Raw genomic sequence first — 22,902 nt, forward strand, 5'->3', positions numbered from 1 at the left:
ATTGGCAATGCGGCTATTGCAACACGCGAAGCCCCTATAGATCGATGATGTTATCGAAGACGTTCAACCTCTTGAGCATCACGAGAATAGCTATAGTGTAGCGCGCCATGGGGGAAGTCGCCGGAAATTTCGAGTTTCTTGAACCACATAGTCCGCAGTTGGCAAAGCTCGGCCGGCTGGCGGAGCGGTACTATGCCGACGACCCGCCCACAGCCCTCGTAAAACTGCGACAGTTCGCTGAAATCACGGCGAAGCAGGTAGCAGCCCGACAGGCCCTTTATAACGGTCCACACATGTCGTTTGACGACATACTGCGGACCTTGCGCTCCCGCTCCATTCTCCAGCGAGAGATGGCCCAGTTTTTCTATCATCTTAAAAGCGCCGGCAATCTCGCTGCGCATGAAGACAAGGGTTCGGCGAGCGACGCGCTGACAGGATTAAAGCTCGCCCGCGCCATTGGTGTCTGGTTTCATCAGACTTACGGCAAGGCGCCTTCTTTCAAGCCTGGACCATTCGTGCCTCCTGTTCCGCGCGCCGACGTGACAGCAGCCCTTCGGAAAGAGATCGACACGCTGCGCGACGCTGTGACCGCCAGCGCCGACGCGGAGGCTAAGGCAAAGCTTGCCGCGCAGGACGCCGAATCCGCGCGCCTCGATCTTGAAGGCCGGGTCACTTCGCAGGCCGGAGAGCGGGCCTTCTGGGAAAAATATGCCGCCGATACGGAAGCTGCCCTTCACGCTGCCGAACGCTCGCTGGCCGAACTCCAGTCTGTCGCCAACGCGACTCCCGCGCTTCAGCTCGATCTTCTGGCACAGCAAGCTGCCAAGAGTGCCGAGCACATTGAGATCGATGAGGCTACCACACGTGTCCTGATCGATGAGGAGTTACGCGCTGCCGGCTGGCGGGTCGACACCGAAACGCTGCGCTACGCGAACGGCACGCGACCAGGGCAAACCGAGGCAATCGCAATTGCCGAATGGCCGACCGAGAGCGGACCTGTCGATTACGCGCTGTTCATCAACGGCCGCTGTGTTGGGGTTATCGAGGCGAAGCGGCAGGTTCGCGACGTACCGGGCAGAATAGGGCAAGCGAAGCGTTATGCACGCGACATCCGGCTTCGGCCGGAAGAGACACTACCAAATGCCCCTTGGATCGATGGCCTGGACGGGTTCCGAGTGCCGTTTGTGCTGGCGACGAATGGCCGTCCCTATGTAAAGCAACTTGCGACCAAGTCCGGCACCTGGTTCTGGGACGCCCGTCTGCAGGCGCCGCCGCGTCCGCTGTCGGAATGGTTTTCGCCGCGCGATCTTGTGGAACGGTTGGAGCAGGAAATCGGGCGCGTTGCCGAACTCGCGGATCGCGAAATCGGCGTCACCGGGCTGCGGCCGTATCAGCAAGAAGCGATCCTCGCGGTCGAGGCAGCCGTTGCAAACGGCCAGGATAACATTCTGCTCGCCATGGCGACCGGCACTGGCAAGACGCGCCTTGCCATCGCGCTGATGTATGAGGTGCTGCGCAGCAAGCGCTTCCGGCGCATTCTGTTCCTGGTTGATCGCAACGCGCTTGGACGCCAAACGCTCGACGCCATGAGCACGACCGACACCAGCGGCTTTCTCAAATTCGACCAGGTGTTCCCGATCGCGGACATGGCCCGCAAGTTTCCCGAGGCGACGGACCGCGTGCAGGTCGCGACCGTGCAGGCGATGATCCGCCGCATCTTCGATGATCCGAACGCCGAGCGCCCGACGCCGGGCACATATGACCTTATCATCGTCGATGAAGCGCATCGCGGCTATACGCTCGATGCCGAGTTGCGCGAAGAGGATCTCTCCTTCCGCAACCGCGACGACTATCTGTCGGCCTACAGGCGGGTTCTCGATTACTTCGACGCCACCAAGATCGCGCTGACGGCGACACCGGCGCTGCATACGCGCGAAATCTTTGGCGCGCCTGTGTTCCGCTACGGCTATCGGCAGGCGGTCATCGACGGCTACTTGATCGACCACCGGCCGCCGCGCCGCATCACGACAGCACTCAGCCAGACGGGCATCAGCTTCGACAGAGGCGAAGAGGTCAACATCGTCGACCCGAGAACCGGGCAGATCGACCTGTTCAATCTGGAGGATCAGGTCGACTTCGAGGTCGCCGAATTCAACAAGAAGGTCTACACGCGGGCCTTCAACCGCGCCGTCGCGGAAGCCGTGGCGGCCGAATGCCCGCCGGATCAGCCCGGCAAAACGCTACTGTTCGCGGCGCGCGATGATCATGCGGACATTCTTGTCGATGAATTGCGTGCCGCGCTGGTCGCCGAATATGGGCCGCAGGCGCATGACCTGGTCGAGAAGATCACCGGTTCGGTGGACAAGCCGCTCGACCGCATCAAAGCATTCAAGAACGACCCGCGCCCGAAATATGTCGTCACGGTCGACCTTTTGACCACCGGCATCGACGTGCCGGCGATCGTCAACCTGGTCTTCGTGCGACGCGTCAACAGCCGCATCCTCTATGATCAGATGATCGGCCGCGCGACGCGGCGTTGCGACGAGATCGGCAAGGAATATTTCCGCATCTTCGACGCTGTCGACATCTACGCCAATTTGCAGGAAGTCACCGACATGCGGCCTGTCGTGGTCGATCCGTCGTTGAGCTTTGCCACCCTGGCCGGCGATCTGCAGCGTGCGACGACCGACGAGGACCGCGCGTTCGTGCGCGATCAGATTGTTGTGAAGCTGCGCCAACGCCTGAAGCATCTTGATGAAGCACTGCGCGAAGGGCTGGAGACGGCGCTGGGACCGCTCGACGCGTTGCCGGACAAGCTGAAAACGGCATCGCCGGGCACGACGCTCGAACTGTTCCGCCAGCATCCGTCGCTCGCAACATTGCTGGACCTTGCCGGCACCGGCAAACGGCGAGGCGAAGGCATCTACATTTCGCCTCACGAGGACGAACTAATCTCGGTTGAGGACCAATATGGCCGCAACGCGAGTCCGAGCGATTATATCGAGAGCTTCGAGACATTTGTGCGCTCGAACATGAACGCCGTCCCCGCAATGATCGCCGCCACCCAGCGGCCGCGCGATTTGACCCGCAAGGAGCTGAAGGAACTCGCCACGCTGCTCGACGCCAACGGTTTCTCGGAGGCGAATCTGCGTCGGGCCTATGGTTCGGTGCGCAATGCCGACATTGCGGCGCATGTTATCGGCTTCGTACGCCAGGCGGCGATCGGCGACCCGCTGGTTCCCTATGAGACGCGCGTGGAAAACGGCCTGCAGCATATCTTGGCCAGCCGCGCCTGGACCGCGAGACAGCGGCAATGGCTGGTGCGCATCGGCCGCGCGCTGAAAGCCCAGCCGGTGGGCGATCCGGAAATCCTCTCCGATCCGCTCTTCGCACAGGCCGGCGGCTTCGAAGTGGTTGACCGCGAGTTCGAATCCGGGCTGGAAGGTGTGCTCAAGGATCTGAACACTGCCATCTGGGGCGGCGACACCGCCGCATAGCGAAAGACAGCCCATGAACCCGTCACAAGATCTGGTGAACAAGCTGTGGCGCCTCTGCGCGCTGTTGCGCAAGGACGGCGTCACCTACCAGCAATACGTCACCGAGCTGACCTATCTGCTGTTCCTGAAGATGGCGTCGGAGCAGAAGGACGAGAGCCGCATTCCCGAGCAATACCGCTGGGGTGCGTTGAAGAGCGCCAGCGAAACGGAAGTGCTGCAGCGCTACAGGCAGGCGCTGATCGATCTTGGCGACGGCGAGAAGGTGAAGGATCGCTCGGTCGTCGCTATCTTCCAGAACGCCGCGACCATCGTTCGCGAGCCGGCCAACCTGCGCAAGCTGATCGACGCCATCGATGGCCTGCACTGGTTCAGTCACGAGCGCGACGCCTTCGGCGATGCCTATGAAGGACTGCTGCAGAAAATGGCGGAGGAGACCAAGCGCGGGGCCGGGCAATACTTCACGCCACGGGCTCTGATTGAGGTCATGGTGCGGCTCATGAAGCCGCAGCCTGGCGAGGTTATCCAGGACCCTGCAGCCGGCACGGGTGGTTTCTTGATTGCCGCCAACACATTCATGAAAGATACGACCGACGACTATTTCGTCCTGGGCCCCAAGCAGCAGGCGTTCCAGTTGCAGCAGGCTCTGAGGGGAATCGAGAACGTGCCGGACACGTTCCGTTTGCTGCTGATGAACCTCCATCTGCACGCGATCGACCCGGACAATCTCGACCTTGCAGACACGCTCTCGCCCGCCGGCCAGCGGCCGCAATTCAAGAACGCCGACCTGATCCTCACCAATCCGCCCTTTGGTCCGGCAGGCGGGCCGCCGACGCGCGACGACCTCACCATCACCGACCGCGTCTCGTCCTACCAGCTTCCCTTCGTCGAGCATTGCATCCGCGCGTTGAAGCTTGGCGGGAGGGCGGCGGTGGTCGTGCCGGACAATGTTCTGTTCGACGACGGGCGCGGCAAACTGCTGCGCCAGCGCCTGATGAACTGGTGCAACCTGCACACCATCCTGCGCCTGCCGACCGGCATTTTCTATGCGCAGGGCGTGAAAACCAACGTGCTGTTTTTCACGCGCGCGGACGAGGAAGCGCCGATGGAGGACGCGACGAAGGACGTATGGATCTACGACGCACGCTCCGGCGCGCCTGCCTACGGCAAGACCAACACCTTCAAGGTGGCCGAACTCGATGATTTCATGCGCGCCTACGGTGACGACCCGAATGGCGGAGCGCCGCGAACCGACCAGGGCGAGAATGGCCGCTTCCGCCATTTCAACCGCGCCGAGATCGCCAAGCGCGGGGACAACCTCGACATTACCTGGCTGAAGGACACCAGCGCGGATGCCGAGGACGGGCTGCAGACGCCGGAAGACATCGCTGCGGCGATCGAGGGGCACCTAAAGACGGCGCTGGAGGAAATCGCAGCGCTATTGACCGTGTTGGAAGGCAACACGGCAGGCGCGGCAGTGGCCGAGGCCGCAGAATGACGCTGCCTAAAGGCTGGGCTCAAGCTACCGTCGGCCAGATGGCCGACTTCATCACAAGCGGCTCGCGCGGTTGGGCCAAATACTATTCAGATACAGGTGATGCGTTTATCCGCATTCAGAATATCAAGAGGGGTGGCCTAGAACTCGACTTGAAAGATATTCAGCATGTTAAACCTCCGTATGGATCAGAAGGAGAAAGGACCAAACTTTCGAGCCAAGATATCCTGGTCACGATAACGGCCGATCTAGGTCGAATCGCATTGTTCTCCGAGGACGTCAAAGCTTATGTAAATCAGCATATTGCTCTTGTTCGATTGAATGACCCATCCCTGGCGCCATATATCGCGAGATACCTGTCTTGTGAAAACGGGCAGTCCCAACTTGGTTTGAGGGATCGAGGGATCACGCGATCTGGGCTAGGGCTTGATGACATCGGCAGCGTCGAGGTGCCGCTTCCTCCTGCCGAGGAGCAGCGCCGCATCGTCGCGAAGCTGGATGCACTAGTCGCCCACATCGCTAGGGCCAAGACGGAACTGGATCGTGTGCCCGCGTTGGCTGATCGGCAGCGCCTTGCCATTTTGCGCGCAGGAATGAGCGGATCATTGACAAGTGAGCTGTCGCTATCTGGCGAAACGGTCAATGAACTCCTCGTGAGGGTGCCTGCGCCTCCTCAAAGTCGCGGCGGACGTGAAGCAACAGAAAAGGTTATCTCGGGCGTCGCAGGGCTGGCCGTTAACGATCCCGGAACCTCCTTGCCACCCGGTTGGCGCTGGTTGCCGTTATTGCGGCTGGCAAGACAGGAGACAGGCCACACACCGAGCCGCTCTCGCTCTGACTACTGGGATGGCGGTGTCCCATGGATTGGAATCAGGGATGCCGGAGCGCATCACGGGCATCGCATTTCTGAGACGCAGCAAACGATCTCGGAGGCTGGTTTGGCAAATTCGTCGGCCCGCCTGCTACCCGCTGGTACGGTTTGCCTCTCCCGGACTGCTTCAGTGGGTTATGTCACAATCATGGACCGGTCCATGACCACGAGTCAGGACTTCGCGACATGGACCTGCTCGGAGGCTCTACTGCCCGAGTACCTTATGTACGCCCTCATGGCCGAGGGAGAGGAGATAAAGAATTTCGGTATGGGCTCGACGCATACGACGATCTACTTCCCTGAAGTGCGAGCTTTTCACATCGCACTGCCGCCAATTGTCGAGCAAAAGGAAATCGTTCGCAAAATAGAATTGGCTCTCTCCGCCACCGATCGTCTCGAAGCCGAAGCCACGCACGTCCGGGCCTTACTCGACCGCCTCGAATCCGCAATCTTCGCCAAGGCATTCCGAGGCGAGCTCGTGCCGCAAGACCCCAACGACGAGCCGGCAAGCCCGCTTCTGGAGCGCATTCGCGCGCAACGCGCTGCTGCGCCAAAGCCGAAGCGTGGCCGACGGGCTTCGTCGACGGACGCATCGTGACGGTTTAACAATGAGCATCCCCGACTATCAGGCTCTGATGCTGCCGGTACTGCGCCTCGCCGCCGCTGGCGAGCGGCGCGTCCCTGAGGCCGCCGACGCCGTAGCCAACCAACTCGGCCTTACCGACACAGAACGCGACGAACTCCTGCCAAGCGGCCGCCAGCGCGTGCTGCACAACCGCATCCACTGGGCCAAATTCTATATGAGCAAAGCCGGCCTGATCGACAGCCCGGCGCGCGGGCGCTTCGTGGCGAGCGAGACTGGCAGGGCACTGCTCCATACCAATCCGACGTCCATCGATGTGGAGACGCTCAAGCGCTACCCGGATTTCGTCCGGTTTTACAATGCGAGCAGCGAGGGTTCGTCAGCCGAGACGCCTGCCACTGGCGCCGCAGCGGAAGCGACGTCCACTCCGGAGGAGCAGATCGACGCCGCACATGCCGTGCTCCACGCTGCGCTGAAAGCGGAGCTCTTGCAGCGCATCCTGGCGTTAAGCCCGGCCTTCTTTGAACGCGCCATCGTCGATCTGCTTGTCGCCATGGGGTATGGCGGCAGTCACGAGGATGCCGCGCAAAGATTGGGGCGCAGCGGCGACGGCGGCATTGACGGCGTGATCGATGAGGATCGCCTGGGACTCGACCGCATCTATGTGCAAGCCAAGCGCTACGCGCCTCATGTCGGCGTCGGCCGGCCAGAGATACAGGGTTTTGTCGGCAGCCTTGTCGGCCTTGGAGCTTCCAAGGGCGTCTTTGTGACGACATCGAGTTTCAGCTCACCCGCCGCAGATTTTGTCCGGCATCTGCCACAGCGCATCGTCCTTATAGATGGAAACCGACTTGCCGAGTTGATGATCGAGCACGAAGTGGGTGTGCGGATCAGTCGCTCGGTTGAAGTGAAACGCGTCGACGAAGACTTTTTCGTCGACGACTGAACAGATTCGGTAGTGCGCGGGCGGCAGGGAAGCGTCTGTTTCCTGAAAGCAGATATCGCCGGCCACCATAATCTCCAAAACCTACGCCCGCATACGCTTGGAAACCCGCCCCACCGTCAAATCCTGCGCAGCGCCTCAGCTGGGAGAAGGCGCGTGGCGCGCCAGGCTGGATAGAGCGCGCCGAGGGGGCCGGCGATGAAGACGAAGATCAGCGCCTGCGCGATCGACCAGCCGGACAAATAAGGCACGATCAGACCCGCCGCGAACTTTGTCTTCGCCGCCATTTCCATTGCCAGGGCGCCGAGAATGATCCCGATGACCCCGCCCACCGCGCTCATGATGACGCCTTCGATGAGAATGAGCCGGAGAATCCGTCTCGGAGACCAGCCGAGCGCCGCGAGAACGCCAATCTCGAACGTCCGTTCGTTCACGGCCATCAGAAGCGTGTTGGCAACGGAGACAGAGGCCATCGCCATGACAACCAGTGAAATTGTCCGGGCAATCGCCTGAAGCAGATCGAAGATGCGGATGCTGCTGGCAAACTGCTCGGTGTCGCCGACCTCGAACCCCGGTGCGGCTGCGATGAGCCGGCTTCGTGCAACAGCGATGTCGTTCTTGTCGAGCGGCCGCTTCAGCCTCACCTCGTACAAGGTAAACACGTCCTCGCGCGACAGGAGTTGCTGCAGCCCTTCGAGCGGAACGATCGCGCTGTTCTGGTTCAGCACGGACGAGAACGACGCGATGCCGACAATCCGATAGGGCTGGAACTGGAGCTCGACAGTATCGCCGACGCGCTTGTCCAATGCGGTAGCCATCGACTCGCCAAGGATCACCGGCCACTTGTCCCCCGGTGCAGGGATCCGTCCCGACAAGAGGCGCATGTCTTTCCACAGGAAGCTGGCGGCGGGCCAGCCGGCCATGACGATATTCGCAGCGTCGTCAGCCGTGGTGATGTTGAGGAGAACGCCGGACACAGCCTCGACATTTGGCACCGCGGAAAGCCCGGAGGCCAGCGACCTGGGCACGGTGCTGCTCACCAGGTTGAACGCGCCGCGCTGGCTCACCACCAGGTCGGCGCCGTTCTCGTCTATGCCCGATGCGAACGAGTGCTGGACGCCAGCGGTCAGGCCGGTAAGTGCGACAAACCCCGCGACCGCCAGTGCGATGCCGAGAATCGTAAGCAGGGTGCGAAGCGGGCGTGCAATAAGACCGCGCAAGGGAAGGGTCAGCTCTGTCATGGGTTAGCGGATCGCGGCGCAGGCGCAGGCGTCGTTCGGCTGTCCGAACGGATGCGGCCGTCGGTAATCTCGACGCGCCGCCCGCACAATGCGGCCACGTCCTCGTCATGCGTCACGACGATCACCGCGGTGCCGAACTCGCGGTGCAAATTGCCGATGATGCTCATCACCGATTGGCTCGTCTGCACGTCGAGGCTTCCTGTCGGCTCGTCCGCAACGAGAAGCTTCGGACGGTTGGCGAGCGCGCGGGCAATGGCAAGCCGCTGGCGTTCGCCGCCCGAAAGCTCGGCCGGCCGGAGCGTAGCGCGCTCGGCAAGGCCGAAATGCGCCAGAAGTTCGAGCGCGCGAACGCGACGCTGGCTTGCTCCGCCGAGGTTTCCCAACAACGCCACCTCGATGTTCTCGCGCGCCGACAAGGACTGGAGCAGGAAGAAGTTCTGGAAGACGATGCCGATCCTGCTGGCCCGCACGGCCGCCCATGCGGCCCTGCCGTTAACGGCCCGTCCTTCGAACCGAACGTCGCCGCGCGTCGGCCGGTCGAGCCCGCAGATAAGGTTCAGGATCGTGGACTTGCCGCTCCCGCTGCGGCCGACAATGGCGACGGTCTCGTCATCCTCGATCGCAAGCGACACGTCGTCGACGGCGACAATGCGGCCGCCGTCGAAGTCGCGGCCGACATTGTTCAATTCGACGAGCAGGGACATGAGCACGAGCGAAAAGTCATACCCGGCCTTTCCTGAGATCGGCGACAAGTGCCGGGATCGAGCCGCCATTGCCGGCGAGCAGCTGGGCAACGCGGTCCCGCTGCTGCACGGTCACGGAGCCGCCGTCGACAAAGACGTCGCCTATGCACAATTGTCCGCGGCAGTGGCGCACACGCCAGTCCACGGACGTCGGGCCGTGCAGCGGCCGGCGGAATTCGCTGCGCACCAGGATGTCGCCGTTGGCCAGGGCCTTTGTTCCGAGCACGGTGAAAGTCTTGTCCTGCGTCCTCTCCAGCCTGTCGGCCAGCCTGTGCGCTATGGCATAAAGAAGCGCGTCGACCACCGAGGCGCGGTCGTCCGCACTCGCGCGGCGCCAATACGTCCCGAGCACGGCTTGGGCGATTCCCCTGCCATCGAACGCCGCGGAGATCGAGCGGAGCTGTCCCTCGGCGGAGCCACCGTGGCCAAGCGCAATCGCCGCCTGGCGCACAGTCTCAACCAACTTGACCGCGTCACTCTGCTCATCGGCAACTGCCGAAAGCGATGGAGCGCAGATCGCGAGTAGCACGGAGACGAACAACAGCCGGGCCAACGCTGCCCAGCTTGCGCGCGACCATAGGGCTGCTGTCATGATCCTATGTCATCCAATGCGCTGTTGGCTGTCAACATCGGGCCTCTCGGAAGGCTGCGCAGGCGCATGCCCAAAAGCGACAGCCAGCGGTTCGAGGCGCTTTACCCGCGCTTTCTGCCTTTCCGTCAGGCCGGGATGGCGGTTACGCGCCTGTTTGACGAACGCCGCGGCGACCTGCTGCATCCGCTCCTCGCAGCCGGGGGGAAATGGCAGGCCCAGTTCGCGGTAGATACGCTTCATCTCGCCCACCGGATCGGCGGTGAGATCCTGCAGCCGCACTTCCGCGAGGTCGGCAGCCGGAATGCGGTCTCTATCGGCCAGATAGTGCATCTCCGTCGCGAGATATTCGCGGGTGATGATCTCCTCCTGCTCGTCCTCGGGCAGCGGCGGCTGCAGGGCGAACGCACGTTGCAATTCGCGCGCCAAAAGGATGTTGGACCGGAACACGGCTTCCGGCGAACGGGAGATGTGGACGAACTTGGCGCCCGGAAACAATTCGCGGAGGTAGCGGACGCGCGCCGTATGGCTCGGCGACTTGAGCACAAGCCGCCGCCCGCCGGCAACGAGCGTAAGCTTCCGGACGAAAGCCAATTGATGTGAGCGCCAGCGGCTGAACTCGTCCGCTGAAAGCGCGTCGAGATCGTGATATCGATTGAAGAAGGCCTGCCTGCGGGGAAGCAGGGCGCGTCCCGCGAGGACGGACATCCCACCCATATTGTTCAACGCGAAGTCGTCCTCCGCCGGGAGCCCGGCGCCCACCGGCACCACTGCGTTGAGACGCGTCAACGGCAGCAAGGGTACGAAAAGGTAGCGCAGGACAACCCAGCCGAGGACAAATGTCTGCGGCGCCAGGACCTGCGGCCAGCTCGGCGATCTCAGGCAGGGATCGGCCGCCAGCAGGTTCTGCAAGAACGTCGTCCCGGATCGGAAGTAGCCGAGAACGAACACAGGGGCGTTATCCGGTTCAATCCGGGGAGGGCGCAGCCAAAGCCATGCCCCAACGACTACGCGCTCCGGCAGGGAGACGACCGTGTTGATCGCCGAAAGCAGGAGCAGAAGAACCAGGCGCGGCCAATAGGCGGGAGGAATCTGGCCTTGCGCGCGCCGCAGGACCCGCAGCACGGCGTCAAGAGGCGCCACGCACATGAAGTGCGGATACGGCAAATACGGCACCAGCCAACGGGCTGCGAGCGAGATGTTTTCGCGCAGGACCTTCATCAGGCAGTCCGGAACATCATGGTCTCGGTGGTCAATCCCGGCCCGAACGCCATGCCGCAGCCGAGCAGGCCCGACGGCTCCTTGAGCATTTCGGCCATCACGAACATGACGGTTGCCGACGACATGTTGCCGTATCGCCGCAGAACTTCGCGCGATGCGGCGAGCGCGGTCGGCTCGAGTTTGAGCGCCCGCTCGACCGCATCGAGTACGGAGCGGCCGCCGGGATGCACCGCCCACAAATCGATCTCCCTGGCAGGCCTGCCGCCGAGGATGGCCGGGTGGTCGTTGCGCAGTGTCTCGCGCACCGCGCCGGGAACCTGGCCGGACAGCACCATGTCAAAGCCGTCGTCGCGGATGTGCCAGCTCATCAACTCCTTGCGCTCCACCGCCACGATGGCGTGGAAGCTTTCGAGCAGGATGCCGTACGGCTTGGCCGTGACCAGCGCGGCCGAGCACCCGTCGCCCCACAGGCTGAACGAGATCAGCTTCTCAAGCTCGGTGGCTTCCCTGAAATGCAGCGTGCACAATTCGATATTGACGATCAGCACGCGGGCTTTCGGGTCGGAGCGCACGATATGGCGTGACAGCTTCAAGGCGTTGATTGCGGCATAGCATCCCATGAAGCCGACGATGGTGCGCTCGACCGACGTTGGCAGGCCGCATCGCTGCACCAGGTCGAGGTCGATGCCAGGCGCCGAAAAGCCGGTGCAGCTTGTCACGATCAAATGCGTGATCAACGAGCGGTCGTCGTCGGCCAGCAGCTTCTCGACGGCCTTTTGCGCAAGCTCCGGCGCAGCCGCCTCGTACATCTCCATACGGATCGCGGTGCTGGCGAACGAGCCCCTGACCGAGGTGCCGTCGCGGTCGATTGCCCCACCGCGCGGATCGTCGGCGGGCGCAAAGCAGGAATAGCGATGTTCTATGCCGGCGAGGGCGACCATTCGCTCGAAGAGCGCGAGGCGCGGGGGATCGTCTTCAAGCAGTGAAGCTCCATAGCGGAGGTAGAACTGATGCACGTCGTGTTCCGGTACTGACGTGGCAATGCGATTCAGATAGGCGTTAGGGGACAAAATTGCTCCGACAATGAGCCCAGTCGGGTCTCACAAGAGGTCTAGGAATTGGGGAAGCGTTTCCTGAGGCAAACGTTGGCATAAGGTGTTTTATTGCGCGCCGCCGATATTTCTCATTAGCAGACTGTGATACAAACCTCCAATCTTGTATGAAAGGGACAGCCGTTCGGCTTCGCTATCCCGGTTTGAGTCCACATGCGGGTTCCGCCATGAACAGCGCGCGGCCATAAGGGTGCGACCGAATTCCATTTGCCGGATTGCCGGCTGAAGCCCCGGATTTCCGATCCATCGCATGACCGACATAAACATCCGGCATCTGGAGACAGAGCTCCTCGACGGCCTTCCGCCCGACGATCCTCGTGCGATCGCATCGCGCCGTGATCTCGTTTGGATCAATGCGTTGATGTTCCAGGCCAGGTTCATGGCATCGCTCTTGCGCGCGAACGTGCAAACGCAGCCGCTGCGCATCCTCGAAATAGGCGCCGGTGACGGAAAGTTCATGCTGACGGTGGCGCGGCTGATGGCGCGGCGCTGGCCCAATGTCGAGATCGTCATGGTCGACAGGATCGGCCTGATCGGAAAGGATGTGTGCGACGCTTTCGCCAAATTCGGCTGGCGGGCGCAACCCGTAACCGCCGATATATTCGAGTGGACAGGAGACAGGCCCTTCGATCTTGTCTGCGCCAACCTCATCCTCCATCATTTCGACGACACGCGCCTCCTGGAGCTGTTTTCCCGGATCATGACGATGGCCCAGGTGCTCGTTGCGACGGAGCCGCTGAGGGGCAGGGTGCCACTCGTCGCGACACGATTGCTCCCATTGATCGGCGCCTGCGCGGTGACACTGAACGACGCGGCGCAAAGTGTCCGCGCCGGTTTCCGCGGCACAGAACTTTCACAATTGTGGCGGGCGTCAGGGGGAACGCCTGTGATCGAGGGTCGTCGGGGCCTGTTCACCCAAGCTTTTGTCGGCGCCAGCGCGCCCGGCGCCAGATGATGCACGACGCAATTGTCATCGGTGCCGGCCCCGCCGGCAGCTCTACCGCCATTGCGCTGGCCCAGCATGGCTGGTCGGTGGCGATGGTGGAGAAGGCGGTGTTCCCGCGCCGGAAGGTCTGCGGCGAATTCATGTCGGGGACCAGCCTTGCCTTGCTCGACCAGCTGGGCGTCGGCGAGATCTGGCGCGCCGAAGCCGGTCCGGAAATACGTCGCGTCGGGTTCTTTTCAGGCGATGTCTCGGCGCAGGCGCCGATGCCGATCGCCAGGACGGGTCTCGGCCGCGCGCTCGGCCGCGATCGTCTGGATACCATCCTGTTGCAGGCCGCGGAGCGTGCGGGTGTCGAAATTTTCCAGCCTTGCAAGGCCGTCGCCATTGATCGGCGCGATGATTTGCAATTGGTGACCGTGGAGGCGGGCCAGCAACAAAAGGTTTTGAGCGCGCCTGTCATAATTGCCGCGCACGGGTCGTGGGAAGCGGGGAAACTGCCAAGCCAGCTTGAAAGAACAAGCCAACCCTCCGACCTGTTCGGATTCAAGGCGCATTTTACCGGCGCAGCACTTGCGCCCGACCTGATGCCATTGCTGGTATTCCCGGGCGGCTATGGGGGAATGGTGACGGCCGATCGCGGCCGGGTTTCGATTTCCTGCTGCATCCGCAGGGATGTTCTATCCGGGCTGCGCGAGCGCTTCGGAAACGTTGCGGCCGCCGATGCGCTAGGGCGCCATGTCTTGGCATCGTGCCGAGGCGTAAGGACCGTGCTGGCCGGTGCGGAACTCGATGGTCCATGGCTCGCCGCGGGACCGATTCATCCCGGTATTCGAGCGGGCTATGAACAGGGCATCTTCCGCGTCGGCAACATCGCAGGCGAGTCGCACCCTGTCATCGCGGAAGGCATTTCGATGGCGCTGCAATCCGGCTGGCTGCTTGCGAGAGAATTGGTCGCATCGGGCAAAGGCCGCGAGGGCCACGACGCCGCCGGACGTCGCTACGAACGCGCGTGGCGTCGGCAATTCTCGGCTCGGCTGCGGGCCGCGGCCATGATTGCCAAAATAGCGCTTGGGCCTGGCGGCGCGACGGCCATGCGCGCCGTGATCAAAAGTTTTCCGGCGGCTTTAACGCTTGGCGCACGATTGAGTGGAAAGACCCAGCCTGTCCCGGGTTTTTGACGTCAAGTGCCCGCTGGGCGCGACCCGCAACTCGATCGTGCGTTCCACACCGATCATCCACCAATTTAAGAGATGGACAGGATCTCGAGCTCGCGCTGCCCCAACTGGACAATTTCGCCAACGGTTTTGCCAATCAGCGCGATGGCGACCGGGGAACCATACGATACGGAAGCTTCGGACGGATTGGCCTCATCCTCACCAACGATGCGGAAGGTCTGGGTGCGGCCATCATCACGCTCGAAGGTAACGGTGTGCCCAAAGGCGATCATTTCGTTGGATGTCGGCGCCGACATAAGCTGAGCCGTACGGACGCGCTCGGTATAATAGCGCACATCTCGAACCGGAACCGCCGACTGCCGTCGCCTTTCGTTGACATCTTCCAGCGCATTAGCAGTCTCGAGAGCCTGCTGAGCGCGAGCCAATTCATCCTGCAGCATCTTGAGGCCTGCTTCCGTGACCAGGTTGATCCGATCGGAGATAGGGCGAGCAGGCAGGATGGTTTCCGATGCCGCCTCGGCGCTGTCCTCCTTGGCAAATGCTACGCTCAATTGCTCGCAACTCCCGTGTCGAATATCGTTGATAGTCGGATAATCCATAGACGACAATAAAGTTGCTACAATTCGACGGCTGGCTTCGGCAGCTGCGGAATATCGACGGCAGGTTTGCTCCCTTGCCTTCAATGCCTGAACCGGACGTCTTCGGTCGGTCAGAAAGCGAGGTCATGAGTCTCGTCGGCTCACCGCGTATTTTACAACAAGGGTCCGAGGTAGCCGCCGGCACGCGCCTCACGCCTTCGCCAACCGCTCCAGCGCGTCCACGATCAAATCGCAAAACTTCGCATGATCCAGCGACATGACGGAAGTCGACCTGCTCGCTGGCCGTGCCGCCAAAATGGCTGATGCCGCCCATCTTTTCGAAATTGAAGCAAGCCTGGGCACAGGCCTATCATTTGCGATGGTTGAACCTTTTGTCGCGGTGTTGCGACATAAGACTATGCAATCCTTGACGGCAGGCGTTTCCGCGCCTCCGCGACGGATTCGCTGAAGGAGGTTTTCATGCGCCGTTTGTTGCTGCTTGCCATCGCTCCATTGACGTTTGCCGCCGTGCCGCATGCGAAGGCCGAAGGGGCGGCCGATACCGCCATCTGTGCTTCGAACGATAGCGCCGCCTATTCCGCCCAGCAACGTATCGCGGCCTGCACCGCCCTGATCGAGGGCGGCAAGAACGATCGGGCGCCGGAATTCGTCGCGGCCCTGGTCAACCGTGGCGTAACCTATTGGAATCTCGACAAGATGCCGCTCGCGCTTGCCGATCTCAATCGCGCCATCGCGCTCGACCCGAAGAGCGCACGCGCCTACCGCGAACGTTCGACCATCTATCGCAGCAACGGCAATCTCGACAAGGCGCTGGCCGACGCCGACGAGGCGGTACGCCTCGATCCGAACGACCCGCAGGCCTTCGACAATCGCGGCAACGTGTTCAGCAACAACAAGCAGTACGATCGCGCCATAGACGACTACAACGAGGCAATCCGGCTGGATGCCAAATATGCGCAGGCGTGGCAGGATCGCGGCGCCAACTATTATTTCAAGCAAAACTACGACGAGGCAATCAAGAACTACGATGAGGCGATCCGGCTCGATCCGAGCAGCGCCCGCGCCTTCACCAACCGCGGCGCGGCCTACAAGGCGTTGGGACGCACCGAGCAAGCCATCGCCGACGAGAGCGATGCCATTCGGCTCGATCCCACCAAGCCCGAATATTTCGACAACCGGGGCCTCTCCTATGAGGACAACAAAAAATACGACCTTGCCATCGCCGACTACAACGAGGCGATCCGGCTGCGCCCGCAGGCGAACTTCCTGACCAACCGCGCCAACACTTACAATTTGAAGGGCGAGTTGGACCGCGCCATCGCCGACTACGACCGCGCGCTTGCGCTCGATCCGGGCTTCTACCTGGCCTATCACAACCGCGCCGCGACCTGGCAGCAGAAGGGCGATCTCGACAGCGCCATCGCCGACTACGAGCAGGCGCAGCGCATCGATCCGAAGGCCGGCTCGGACGCCGGGCAACTGGCGAATCTGCGCCAGGATCGCGACCGCAAGGACGCCGGGCGCTCCGAGCGGCTCTTGCCGACCTTCAATTGCAAATCGGCAAACAACGCAGTCGAGAAGGCGATCTGTTCCGATCCCGACCTGTCGCGCATCGACCGGCAGATGGACGATGCCTACAAGGCTGCGCTGTCAAAGGTCGAGCGGAAAGCGGTGCGGAAGCTGCGCGCGCAGCAGCGCGACTTCATCGCCGAGCGCAACAGGTCGTTCGGCCGCCCCGACTACAATCTCAAGCGTGAAATGGAGCGTCGGCTTGCTGAGCTGATTGCGACCGGCGGGGGGAATTAAAGCTCTCCGTGGTCGTTCCGGACACTGCACGCGCACTTCGGCCAGAAGGCGCCGCGCCGCCTACCTCAACCCTCTCGTCAACCTCTCAAGCGCATCCACGATTAGATCGCAGAACTTCGCGTGATCGAGCTGCATCGCCACGTTGTGGCGAAAATTCACCTGCTCGCTCGCGGTGCCGCCGAAATGGTGCATGCCGCCCATCTTTTCGAAATTGCAGACGGTCATGCCCTTGGTCCAGCGTCCGGCGATCTCGACGCGGATGTCGGCCTTCTCGGTGGTGAAAACGGTCGGGTCGATCATCGCCGCCACGCAGCATGCGTCGTGCACGGCGGGATAGGCAATCTGCAAAAGGCCGCCATGCGTGGTGGCGATGAATTCCCAGATGTCGAGGATGAATTTGGCGATCGGCCCGCCGACGGCGCGGACCCGGTCCTGCAGTTCCGGCGTGGCCAAAGCCTGGTGGGTGAGGTCGAGCCCCACCATGGTCACGTCCCAATCGGCGCGGAACACCACGTCGGCGGCCTCCGGGTCGCCATAGATGTTGAACTCGGCCGCCGGCGTGATGTTGCCGCGCGTGTAGGCGCCGCCCATCGCCACGACCTTCTTCACGCGGCTGACGATGCGCGGGTCCTTGCGCGCGGCCAATGCGATGTTGGTGTAAGGGCCGACCGGCACCAGCGTCACCGTCTTCGGCTCATGCGCCATCACCGTGTCGATGATGAAATCGACGGCATGGCGCTTGTCGAGCTCGAACGAGGCGGGCGGCAGCTCCGGGCCGTCGAGCCCGGTCTCGCCATGGATCTCGACGGCCAGCACCTGGTCGCTGATCAGCGGCCCGGGCGACCCCTTGGCCACCGGCACCTTGATGCCATAGGCGGTGCAGACCGAAAGCGCGTTGCGCGTGGTGTTCTCGACATTGTGGTTGCCCGAAACCGTGGTGATGCCGAGAAGGTCGATGTTGGGATTGCCGGCGGCAAGCAGGATGGCGATCGCGTCGTCGTGCCCCGGATCGCAGTCGAGGATGATCTTTTCCATGAGATCGCCCTTCCGTTAGCCGGGTTTGGTGGGATTACAGACTGCGGCGCTTGGCACCGTCAAGGCTCTGATTCTCAATCGCCGGGCGCAAGCGCGCGCTGGAGCTTTTGTTGACCGGCGAGACCTTTTCGGCTCGGCCTAGTCAACCATGTGGTACCCCAGCCGAGCCGCCTTCGACCTTGCCCGCCGCGTCATCGGCTATTCGCCGGCTGCTACGCCACCGCTTTCAGCGGCGGCGTTGGCTGCAAGCGTGCGGCTGCCGCTAAAAGATCGGTCTGGGTGATCAGGCCGATAATATGCCTCTGGCCGTCGACGATCACCACGGCATGGCTGCGCCCGTCGGTCAGCACCGGCAGCAGCCTCATCGCCGGCGTGTCGGGCGAGGCCGTGCCGGCTTTTGCCATCACGCTTTTCACCGTGTCGGTGGCTCTGGTCAACTCGCGCAGGCCGACCGCGCCGGTGAGCCGCCCGTCGGCATCGACGACCGGCAAGGTGCGGATGTTGTGATCGAGCAGAAGCTTGCGCGCGTCGTCGGCGCTGGCCGTCTCCGGCACCGAGATCACGTCGCGCGACATGATATCGCTGCACAGAAGTGTGTGCTGCGAGCGCACCATTGCCTGCAGTTCGACCTGGCGCAGCAGCCGCTCGAGGTCCTCGCGGTCGATGTCGAAGCTCTCGTCGAGCGCGGCGAGGGCCGCATCGACATCCTCCGGCCGGAAGCCGACGCGTTCCGCCGGCGGCCGATCCATCGTCCCGTGGCCGGCGGCCGTTGGCTGATGCACATGCGGATAGCTGCGCCGTGACAGTCTGTGGAAGAGCAAGCCGAGCGCCACCAGGACGATCGAGTTCAGCGCCACCGGCACGAAGGGGAACAGGAAGCCGGCGGCGGCCACGGCCGGTCCGCCGATGACGCCGGTCAGCGCGGCGGCGCCCCCCGGCGGATGCAGACAGCGTGTGAACGACATGGCGGCGATCGCCAGCGCCACGGCGAGGCCCGAGGCGATCACCGGATCATGCACGAAACGCGCCACCGTCACGCCGACCAGCGCCGAAATCGTGTTGCCGCCGATGATCGACCAGGGCTGTGCCAGCGGGCTCGACGGCACGGCAAACAGCAACACGGCAGACGCCCCCACCGGCGCCACCAGCATTGCGACATACTCGCCTTTACCCATCGTCAGCCCGCTGATCACGCCGGTCAGCGCGATGGCGATCACCGCGCCGATGCAGGCGATCAGCCGCTCGCGCAGCGTGGCGCCGGCAAGGATCGGAACGAAGAGGCGCAACGCCATGGCGGGTCCTGTGGAACGGAATTTCGTGCTGCCGGCAATGCCGCCAAAGGCGGCAATTGGAAAGCCAAACCAATCCCCATCGCCGCCGCTTCGGGGAATATTATTGCGCCGCGCCGCACCCATGGCGTGCCGCCAACGTCCCCGGCTTTGCCAATCGCGCCAAGGCGTTAGCGGCTTGTGGAATCGGTCCGCTGGAGCGCAGCCCATAAGCCGCTCAGTTGGGGCCTACGGTGAAGCCGAGCCCCCAGCACTTTGACCGCGCCGCTCATCCCATTGGGCTGGCGCCGGTGATGACGGCATCGGATTTCGACATGGCGGTTCTCCTCGTTTGCGATCAGCGGTGCAAGCCGAGGATGGCGGCCGCGATCTCCGCGGCATGGGTTTCGAGCGCGAAATGGCCGGTGTCGAGGAAGCGCACCACCGCATCCGGCATGTCGCGCTTGAAGGCTTCGGCGCCGGGCGGGATGAAGAACGGATCGTTCTTGCCCCAGATGGCGAGAAAAGGTGGCTTGTGGGTGCGGAAATAGGCCTGGAAGGCCGGGTAGAGGGCGACATTGCTCTTATAGTTGCCGAACAGGTCGAGCTGGATCTCTTCCGCTCCGGGACGGCTGAGGTAGAAACTGTCCAGCGAATAGCCGTCGGGCGAGACCAGCTCCGCCTGCGCGCCATGCGTATACTGCCAGGCCACCGCCTCCGGCTTGAAGGCGGGGCGCAACGCCTCGCGGTTTGCCGGCGAGGGGTCGCGCCAATAGGCCTGGATCGGCTTCCAGTCCTCGCCCAGACCCTCCTCATAGGCGTTGCCGTTTTGCGAAACGATCGCCGCGATGCGCTCGGGATGCTTCACCGCCAGCCGGAAGCCGATCGGCGCGCCATAGTCGAAGACATAGACGCCAAAGCGGTCGAAGCCGACCACTTCGGTGAAACGGTCGATGATGTCGGCCATGCGGTCGAACGTATAGGTGAATGCGTTCGCCTGCGGCATGTCGGAGCGGCCGAAGCCCGGCAGGTCGGGCGCAATGATGTGGAAGTGATCGGCAAGCAGCGGAATGAGATCGCGAAACATGTGGCTCGAGCTCGGAAAGCCATGCAGCAGCAGCAGTTTTGGCGCGCCGGGCTGGCCTGCTTCTCGATAGAAGATGTTGAAGCCGTCGACGTTCGCGGTGTTGTAGGACGTCATGTTTTCTCTCCGTTGGTGTAACTGAGCTGTCAGGTCCAAAAAGGTTATTGCGCATCTGGCCTGTACGGCTCCCCCGGCCTCGACCTGATCGTTTCCTTTGGGTTGTTTAGTAACCTATTTGGAATGGTTGAAACGGTTACAGCTGTAGAAGATAACTTGTCAAGCGGCTTCAAACCGGTTATCACCAGATCGTGCTCGCCCACGGCCTGCCGCTGCCGGGGTGGAATGGAGTTGCGAATGGACCACTCACCCGCGCTTTTCATCGGCGACGCGCCCGGCCTTGATTTCCTGAACTCGGTCGCGACGCCGCTCGACACGCCCGTCGATTGGATCAACGACGGCGAGGGCTTGCTGGACTGGTTGGGACAGGCGCGGCTGGTGCCGGCGGATGTGCTGGCCAGCATGCGAAGCCAGGCGCTGCCCGGCGAGCTCGACAACGTCGCCGACCAGGCCCGGCATCTGCGCGAATGGTTCAGGGACTTTGTGCAGGCGCGCAAGGGGCGGGCGCTGACCATCAAGGATCTCAGGGAACTCGACCCGCTCAACCGCCTGCTGGAGCGCGACGAAAGGTTCAGCCGGATCGCGGCGGCCGGCGAGGGCGCGCCGTTCGCGCTTCAGGCGAGCCGCAAATGGCGCACGCCGGAAGCGCTGTTGCTGCCGGTCGGCGAAGCGCTGGCCGGCTTCGTCTGCACCGAGGATTTTTCACATGTGAAGGCTTGCGAAGGCCCGGCCTGCACGCTGCTTTTTGTCGACCGCACACGCGGGCACCGGCGCCGCTGGTGCAGCATGGCGGCCTGCGGCAACCGGGCCAAGCAGGCCGCGCACCGGCACCGTCACAAGGATAATCCCTAGCCCGAGCGAGGCGCTGGGCGCGCCTCCCTCGGCCTGGTGGCGGATCAAGGGGCCACCTCGACATGGCCTTTCATGTTGGGATGGAAGCGGCAGAAATAGTCGACTGCTCCCGCCGCCTTCAGTGTGACCTTGCCTTTCGACTTTGCCGGGATCATCACGTCCCAGCCGCCTTTCACCGTTGCGGTGTGGGCGATCACATCCTTGTTCGTCCATTCGATCGTGTCACCGACCTTGGCCTGAATGATTGCCGGCGAGAAGACCAGCTTGTCGATCGTCACCTCGATCGTGGCCGAAAGCGCCGGCGAGGCGACGATCGCCAGTGCCAGCGAGAAAAGCAGCCGCCTCATTTCATCATGCCGGCGACATGTTCGGCATGCTGCTCATGCCCTTGGAAGATCTTGAGGCCGGTTTCGAGCAGGCTTTTCAACTCGGCATTGCTGGCCGACGGGATGAGCAGTGTTTCGAGCGCGCTGTCGACCTGCTTGTGATAGGCAACCTCGTTGTCGATATAGGCCTTGTCGAAGGCCGCGCCTTTGAGCTTCGCCAGCTTGGCGCGCTCTTCCGTAGCGGCCTTGGTCAGCGCCTTGCTGGTGTCGTTGTCCTCAGGCGTGACCTTCAGCTTCTTCACCAGGTCGAGCGCCTGCTTGTTCACCGCGGCATGGTCGCGCTCCATGTCCTTGGCGAAGGCGATGATCTCCTTGTTTCTAGATTTCTTGATCGCCTGCTTTGCCGCCTCGATGTCGATCGTGCCGGCCGTATAGGCGATGTGGGCGATCTGCGGGTCGGTGGGTTTGTCGGCGGCTCGTGCAAGGGGTGCGGCACTCACGAGAAGCAGGGCGGCGAGGGCGGCGGTCGGTCGCATGAACATAACATCTCCTTCGCCCGGCGCGCATGGCCTCGGGCTTCTTGGGGTTGACGACCATTGGATGCGGGCAGCGGCGAAACGTTCCCGGGAAAATTACTCCTCGAAACCCAGGCGTTTCATCACAGTCTGGGTCAGCCGTTCGCAGCGCCGGCCGGCGAAGGGGAAGGCGTCGAGCAGCACCGGGCCGATCGCGTCGTCCAGCGCCTTTCTTACCAGCGTTCGCGCCCGGTGCAGCCTGGTCTTCACGGTCTCGGGGCGCACGCCCAGAAGGTCGGCGGTTTCCTCGATGCTGAGCCCCTCGATGACGCGGGCGACGAAGACGGTGCGATAGGCGTCGGGCAGGCTGTCGGTCGCCCGTTCGACAAGCTCGAGGATCTGCCGCTGCGCCATCGTCCGCTCCGGATCATCGCCTGGATTGAAGTCGATTGAGTTCAAGGGAAACCGGATGATCCGCGCCTCCGGGTTTTCCGGCATCGGCACATTGCGCTTTCGCTTGCGCAGCCGGCCAAGCGCCTCGTTGATGACGATGCGCGACAGCCACGTGGACAAGGAGGCTTCGCCGCGAAAGGTGTCGAGGCTGGCGAAGGCGCGCATATAGGCCTCCTGCACGATGTCCTCGGCCTCGGCATCGTTGCGCACTACGCCGCGAGCGATGCGATAGAGCCGCTGGTTGTACGTCTTGATGATGGCGCGGAAGGCGTCCGGCTCGCGTGCAAGGGCCCGGCCCACCAGCGCCATGTCGCTGGCCTCGATCGCAAGGACTTGCGTTGCGGTCTTCCTCATCTCGTCCCGATCTCCCGGCAGCTATTGCATCCGCGATTGGATGCGCCTGCGGGCTAAAGGTTCCCGAGTTGGTTATCCGG

At 62.8% G+C, this 22,902-nt stretch carries 21 protein-coding genes; 9 read left to right on the forward strand and 12 right to left on the reverse strand.

The window, feature by feature from the left end:
• The first annotated feature begins 107 nt into the window (after positions 1–107).
• The 4 genes from hsdR to AB6802_RS09745 are packed head-to-tail and all read left to right on the forward strand — an operon-like array spanning position 108 to position 7,389.
• Positions 108–3,497, forward strand: a complete 3,390-nt coding sequence (hsdR, locus tag AB6802_RS09730; RefSeq protein ID WP_371009856.1) for a type I restriction-modification system endonuclease — start codon at positions 108–110, stop codon at positions 3,495–3,497.
• A 13-nt stretch (positions 3,498–3,510) separates the two neighbouring features.
• Positions 3,511–4,992, forward strand: a complete 1,482-nt coding sequence (locus AB6802_RS09735; RefSeq protein ID WP_371009857.1) for an N-6 DNA methylase — start codon at positions 3,511–3,513, stop codon at positions 4,990–4,992.
• Positions 4,989–6,458, forward strand: a complete 1,470-nt coding sequence (locus tag AB6802_RS09740; RefSeq protein ID WP_371009858.1) for a restriction endonuclease subunit S — start codon at positions 4,989–4,991, stop codon at positions 6,456–6,458. The genes AB6802_RS09735 and AB6802_RS09740 overlap by 4 nt, the downstream gene beginning before the upstream one ends.
• 10 nt (positions 6,459–6,468) lie before the next feature.
• Complete coding sequence (locus AB6802_RS09745; protein WP_371009859.1) at positions 6,469–7,389, forward strand: restriction endonuclease; 921 nt, start codon at positions 6,469–6,471, stop codon at positions 7,387–7,389.
• 116 nt (positions 7,390–7,505) lie between these two features.
• Here the strand turns inward: AB6802_RS09745 and AB6802_RS09750 are convergent, their stop codons facing one another.
• The 5 genes from AB6802_RS09750 to AB6802_RS09770 are packed head-to-tail and all read right to left on the reverse strand — an operon-like array spanning position 7,506 to position 12,196.
• The gene (locus AB6802_RS09750) at positions 7,506–8,627 is read right to left on the reverse strand and encodes an ABC transporter permease (RefSeq protein WP_371009860.1); all 1,122 of its coding nucleotides are present in this window, start codon (positions 8,625–8,627) and stop codon (positions 7,506–7,508) included.
• The gene (locus AB6802_RS09755) at positions 8,624–9,331 is read right to left on the reverse strand and encodes an ABC transporter ATP-binding protein (RefSeq protein WP_371009861.1); all 708 of its coding nucleotides are present in this window, start codon (positions 9,329–9,331) and stop codon (positions 8,624–8,626) included. Before AB6802_RS09755 ends, AB6802_RS09750 begins: the two co-directional genes overlap by 4 nt.
• Positions 9,332–9,347: 16 nt before the next feature.
• A complete protein-coding gene (locus AB6802_RS09760; protein ID WP_371009862.1) occupies positions 9,348–9,962 on the reverse strand; it encodes an ABC transporter substrate-binding protein in 615 nt (204 codons plus the stop codon).
• 9 nt (positions 9,963–9,971) lie between these two features.
• Positions 9,972–11,180 carry a sulfotransferase gene (locus AB6802_RS09765; protein ID WP_371009863.1) on the reverse strand — a complete coding sequence of 403 codons (1,209 nt, stop codon included), beginning with the start codon at positions 11,178–11,180 and terminating at the stop codon, positions 9,972–9,974.
• Positions 11,180–12,196 carry a type III polyketide synthase gene (locus AB6802_RS09770; RefSeq protein ID WP_371009864.1) on the reverse strand — a complete coding sequence of 339 codons (1,017 nt, stop codon included), beginning with the start codon at positions 12,194–12,196 and terminating at the stop codon, positions 11,180–11,182. Before AB6802_RS09770 ends, AB6802_RS09765 begins: the two co-directional genes overlap by 1 nt.
• Positions 12,197–12,542: 346 nt before the next feature.
• On the opposite strand from AB6802_RS09770, the gene AB6802_RS09775 reads away from it, so the two are divergent.
• Together AB6802_RS09775 and AB6802_RS09780 are read left to right on the forward strand one after the other, a co-directional pair.
• Complete coding sequence (locus AB6802_RS09775; protein WP_371009865.1) at positions 12,543–13,247, forward strand: trans-aconitate 2-methyltransferase; 705 nt, start codon at positions 12,543–12,545, stop codon at positions 13,245–13,247.
• Positions 13,247–14,416: an NAD(P)/FAD-dependent oxidoreductase gene (locus AB6802_RS09780; protein WP_371009866.1), complete on the forward strand. Its 1,170-nt coding sequence runs from the start codon at positions 13,247–13,249 to the stop codon at positions 14,414–14,416. Before AB6802_RS09775 ends, AB6802_RS09780 begins: the two co-directional genes overlap by 1 nt.
• A gap of 65 nt (positions 14,417–14,481) precedes the next feature.
• Here the strand turns inward: AB6802_RS09780 and greA are convergent, their stop codons facing one another.
• On the reverse strand, positions 14,482–14,964 hold the full coding sequence (gene greA / locus AB6802_RS09785) for a transcription elongation factor GreA (protein ID WP_371009867.1): 483 nt from the start codon (positions 14,962–14,964) through the stop codon (positions 14,482–14,484).
• Positions 14,965–15,268: 304 nt separating this feature from the next.
• Between greA and AB6802_RS09790 the strand changes: the two genes are divergently transcribed.
• Both AB6802_RS09790 and AB6802_RS09795 read left to right on the forward strand, forming a co-directional pair.
• Entirely contained in the window at positions 15,269–15,460 is a 192-nt protein-coding gene (locus AB6802_RS09790; RefSeq protein ID WP_371009868.1) for a hypothetical protein, read from the forward strand.
• 11 nt (positions 15,461–15,471) lie between these two features.
• Positions 15,472–16,818, forward strand: coding sequence for a tetratricopeptide repeat protein (locus tag AB6802_RS09795; protein WP_371009869.1), 1,347 nt, complete (start codon positions 15,472–15,474; stop codon positions 16,816–16,818).
• A 60-nt stretch (positions 16,819–16,878) separates the two neighbouring features.
• Here AB6802_RS09795 and AB6802_RS09800 read toward each other — a convergent pair whose 3' ends face one another.
• The 3 genes from AB6802_RS09800 to AB6802_RS09810 all read right to left on the reverse strand — a co-directional run bounded on the left by AB6802_RS09800 (position 16,879) and on the right by AB6802_RS09810 (position 20,322).
• Positions 16,879–17,853, reverse strand: a complete 975-nt coding sequence (locus tag AB6802_RS09800; protein ID WP_371009870.1) for a nucleoside hydrolase — start codon at positions 17,851–17,853, stop codon at positions 16,879–16,881.
• A gap of 212 nt (positions 17,854–18,065) precedes the next feature.
• Entirely contained in the window at positions 18,066–19,145 is a 1,080-nt protein-coding gene (locus tag AB6802_RS09805) for an HPP family protein (RefSeq protein WP_371009871.1), read from the reverse strand.
• A gap of 334 nt (positions 19,146–19,479) precedes the next feature.
• Entirely contained in the window at positions 19,480–20,322 is an 843-nt protein-coding gene (locus AB6802_RS09810; protein ID WP_371009872.1) for an alpha/beta fold hydrolase, read from the reverse strand.
• 237 nt (positions 20,323–20,559) lie between these two features.
• On the opposite strand from AB6802_RS09810, the gene AB6802_RS09815 reads away from it, so the two are divergent.
• Positions 20,560–21,174, forward strand: coding sequence for an ABATE domain-containing protein (locus tag AB6802_RS09815; protein ID WP_371009873.1), 615 nt, complete (start codon positions 20,560–20,562; stop codon positions 21,172–21,174).
• Between the two features lie 44 nt (positions 21,175–21,218).
• Here AB6802_RS09815 and AB6802_RS09820 read toward each other — a convergent pair whose 3' ends face one another.
• The 3 genes from AB6802_RS09820 to AB6802_RS09830 all read right to left on the reverse strand — a co-directional run bounded on the left by AB6802_RS09820 (position 21,219) and on the right by AB6802_RS09830 (position 22,822).
• Positions 21,219–21,521 carry a cupredoxin family copper-binding protein gene (locus AB6802_RS09820; RefSeq protein WP_371009874.1) on the reverse strand — a complete coding sequence of 101 codons (303 nt, stop codon included), beginning with the start codon at positions 21,519–21,521 and terminating at the stop codon, positions 21,219–21,221.
• Positions 21,518–22,042 (reverse strand): DUF4142 domain-containing protein, encoded by a 525-nt coding sequence (locus AB6802_RS09825; RefSeq protein ID WP_371009875.1) that lies wholly within the window; start codon positions 22,040–22,042, stop codon positions 21,518–21,520. Before AB6802_RS09825 ends, AB6802_RS09820 begins: the two co-directional genes overlap by 4 nt.
• A 90-nt stretch (positions 22,043–22,132) precedes the next feature.
• The gene (locus AB6802_RS09830) at positions 22,133–22,822 is read right to left on the reverse strand and encodes an RNA polymerase sigma factor (protein ID WP_371009876.1); all 690 of its coding nucleotides are present in this window, start codon (positions 22,820–22,822) and stop codon (positions 22,133–22,135) included.
• Between the last annotated feature and the right edge of the window lie 80 nt (positions 22,823–22,902).

The sequence above is a fragment of the Mesorhizobium sp. RCC_202 genome (assembly GCF_041355295.1).
Lineage (GTDB): Bacteria > Pseudomonadota > Alphaproteobacteria > Rhizobiales > Rhizobiaceae > Mesorhizobium.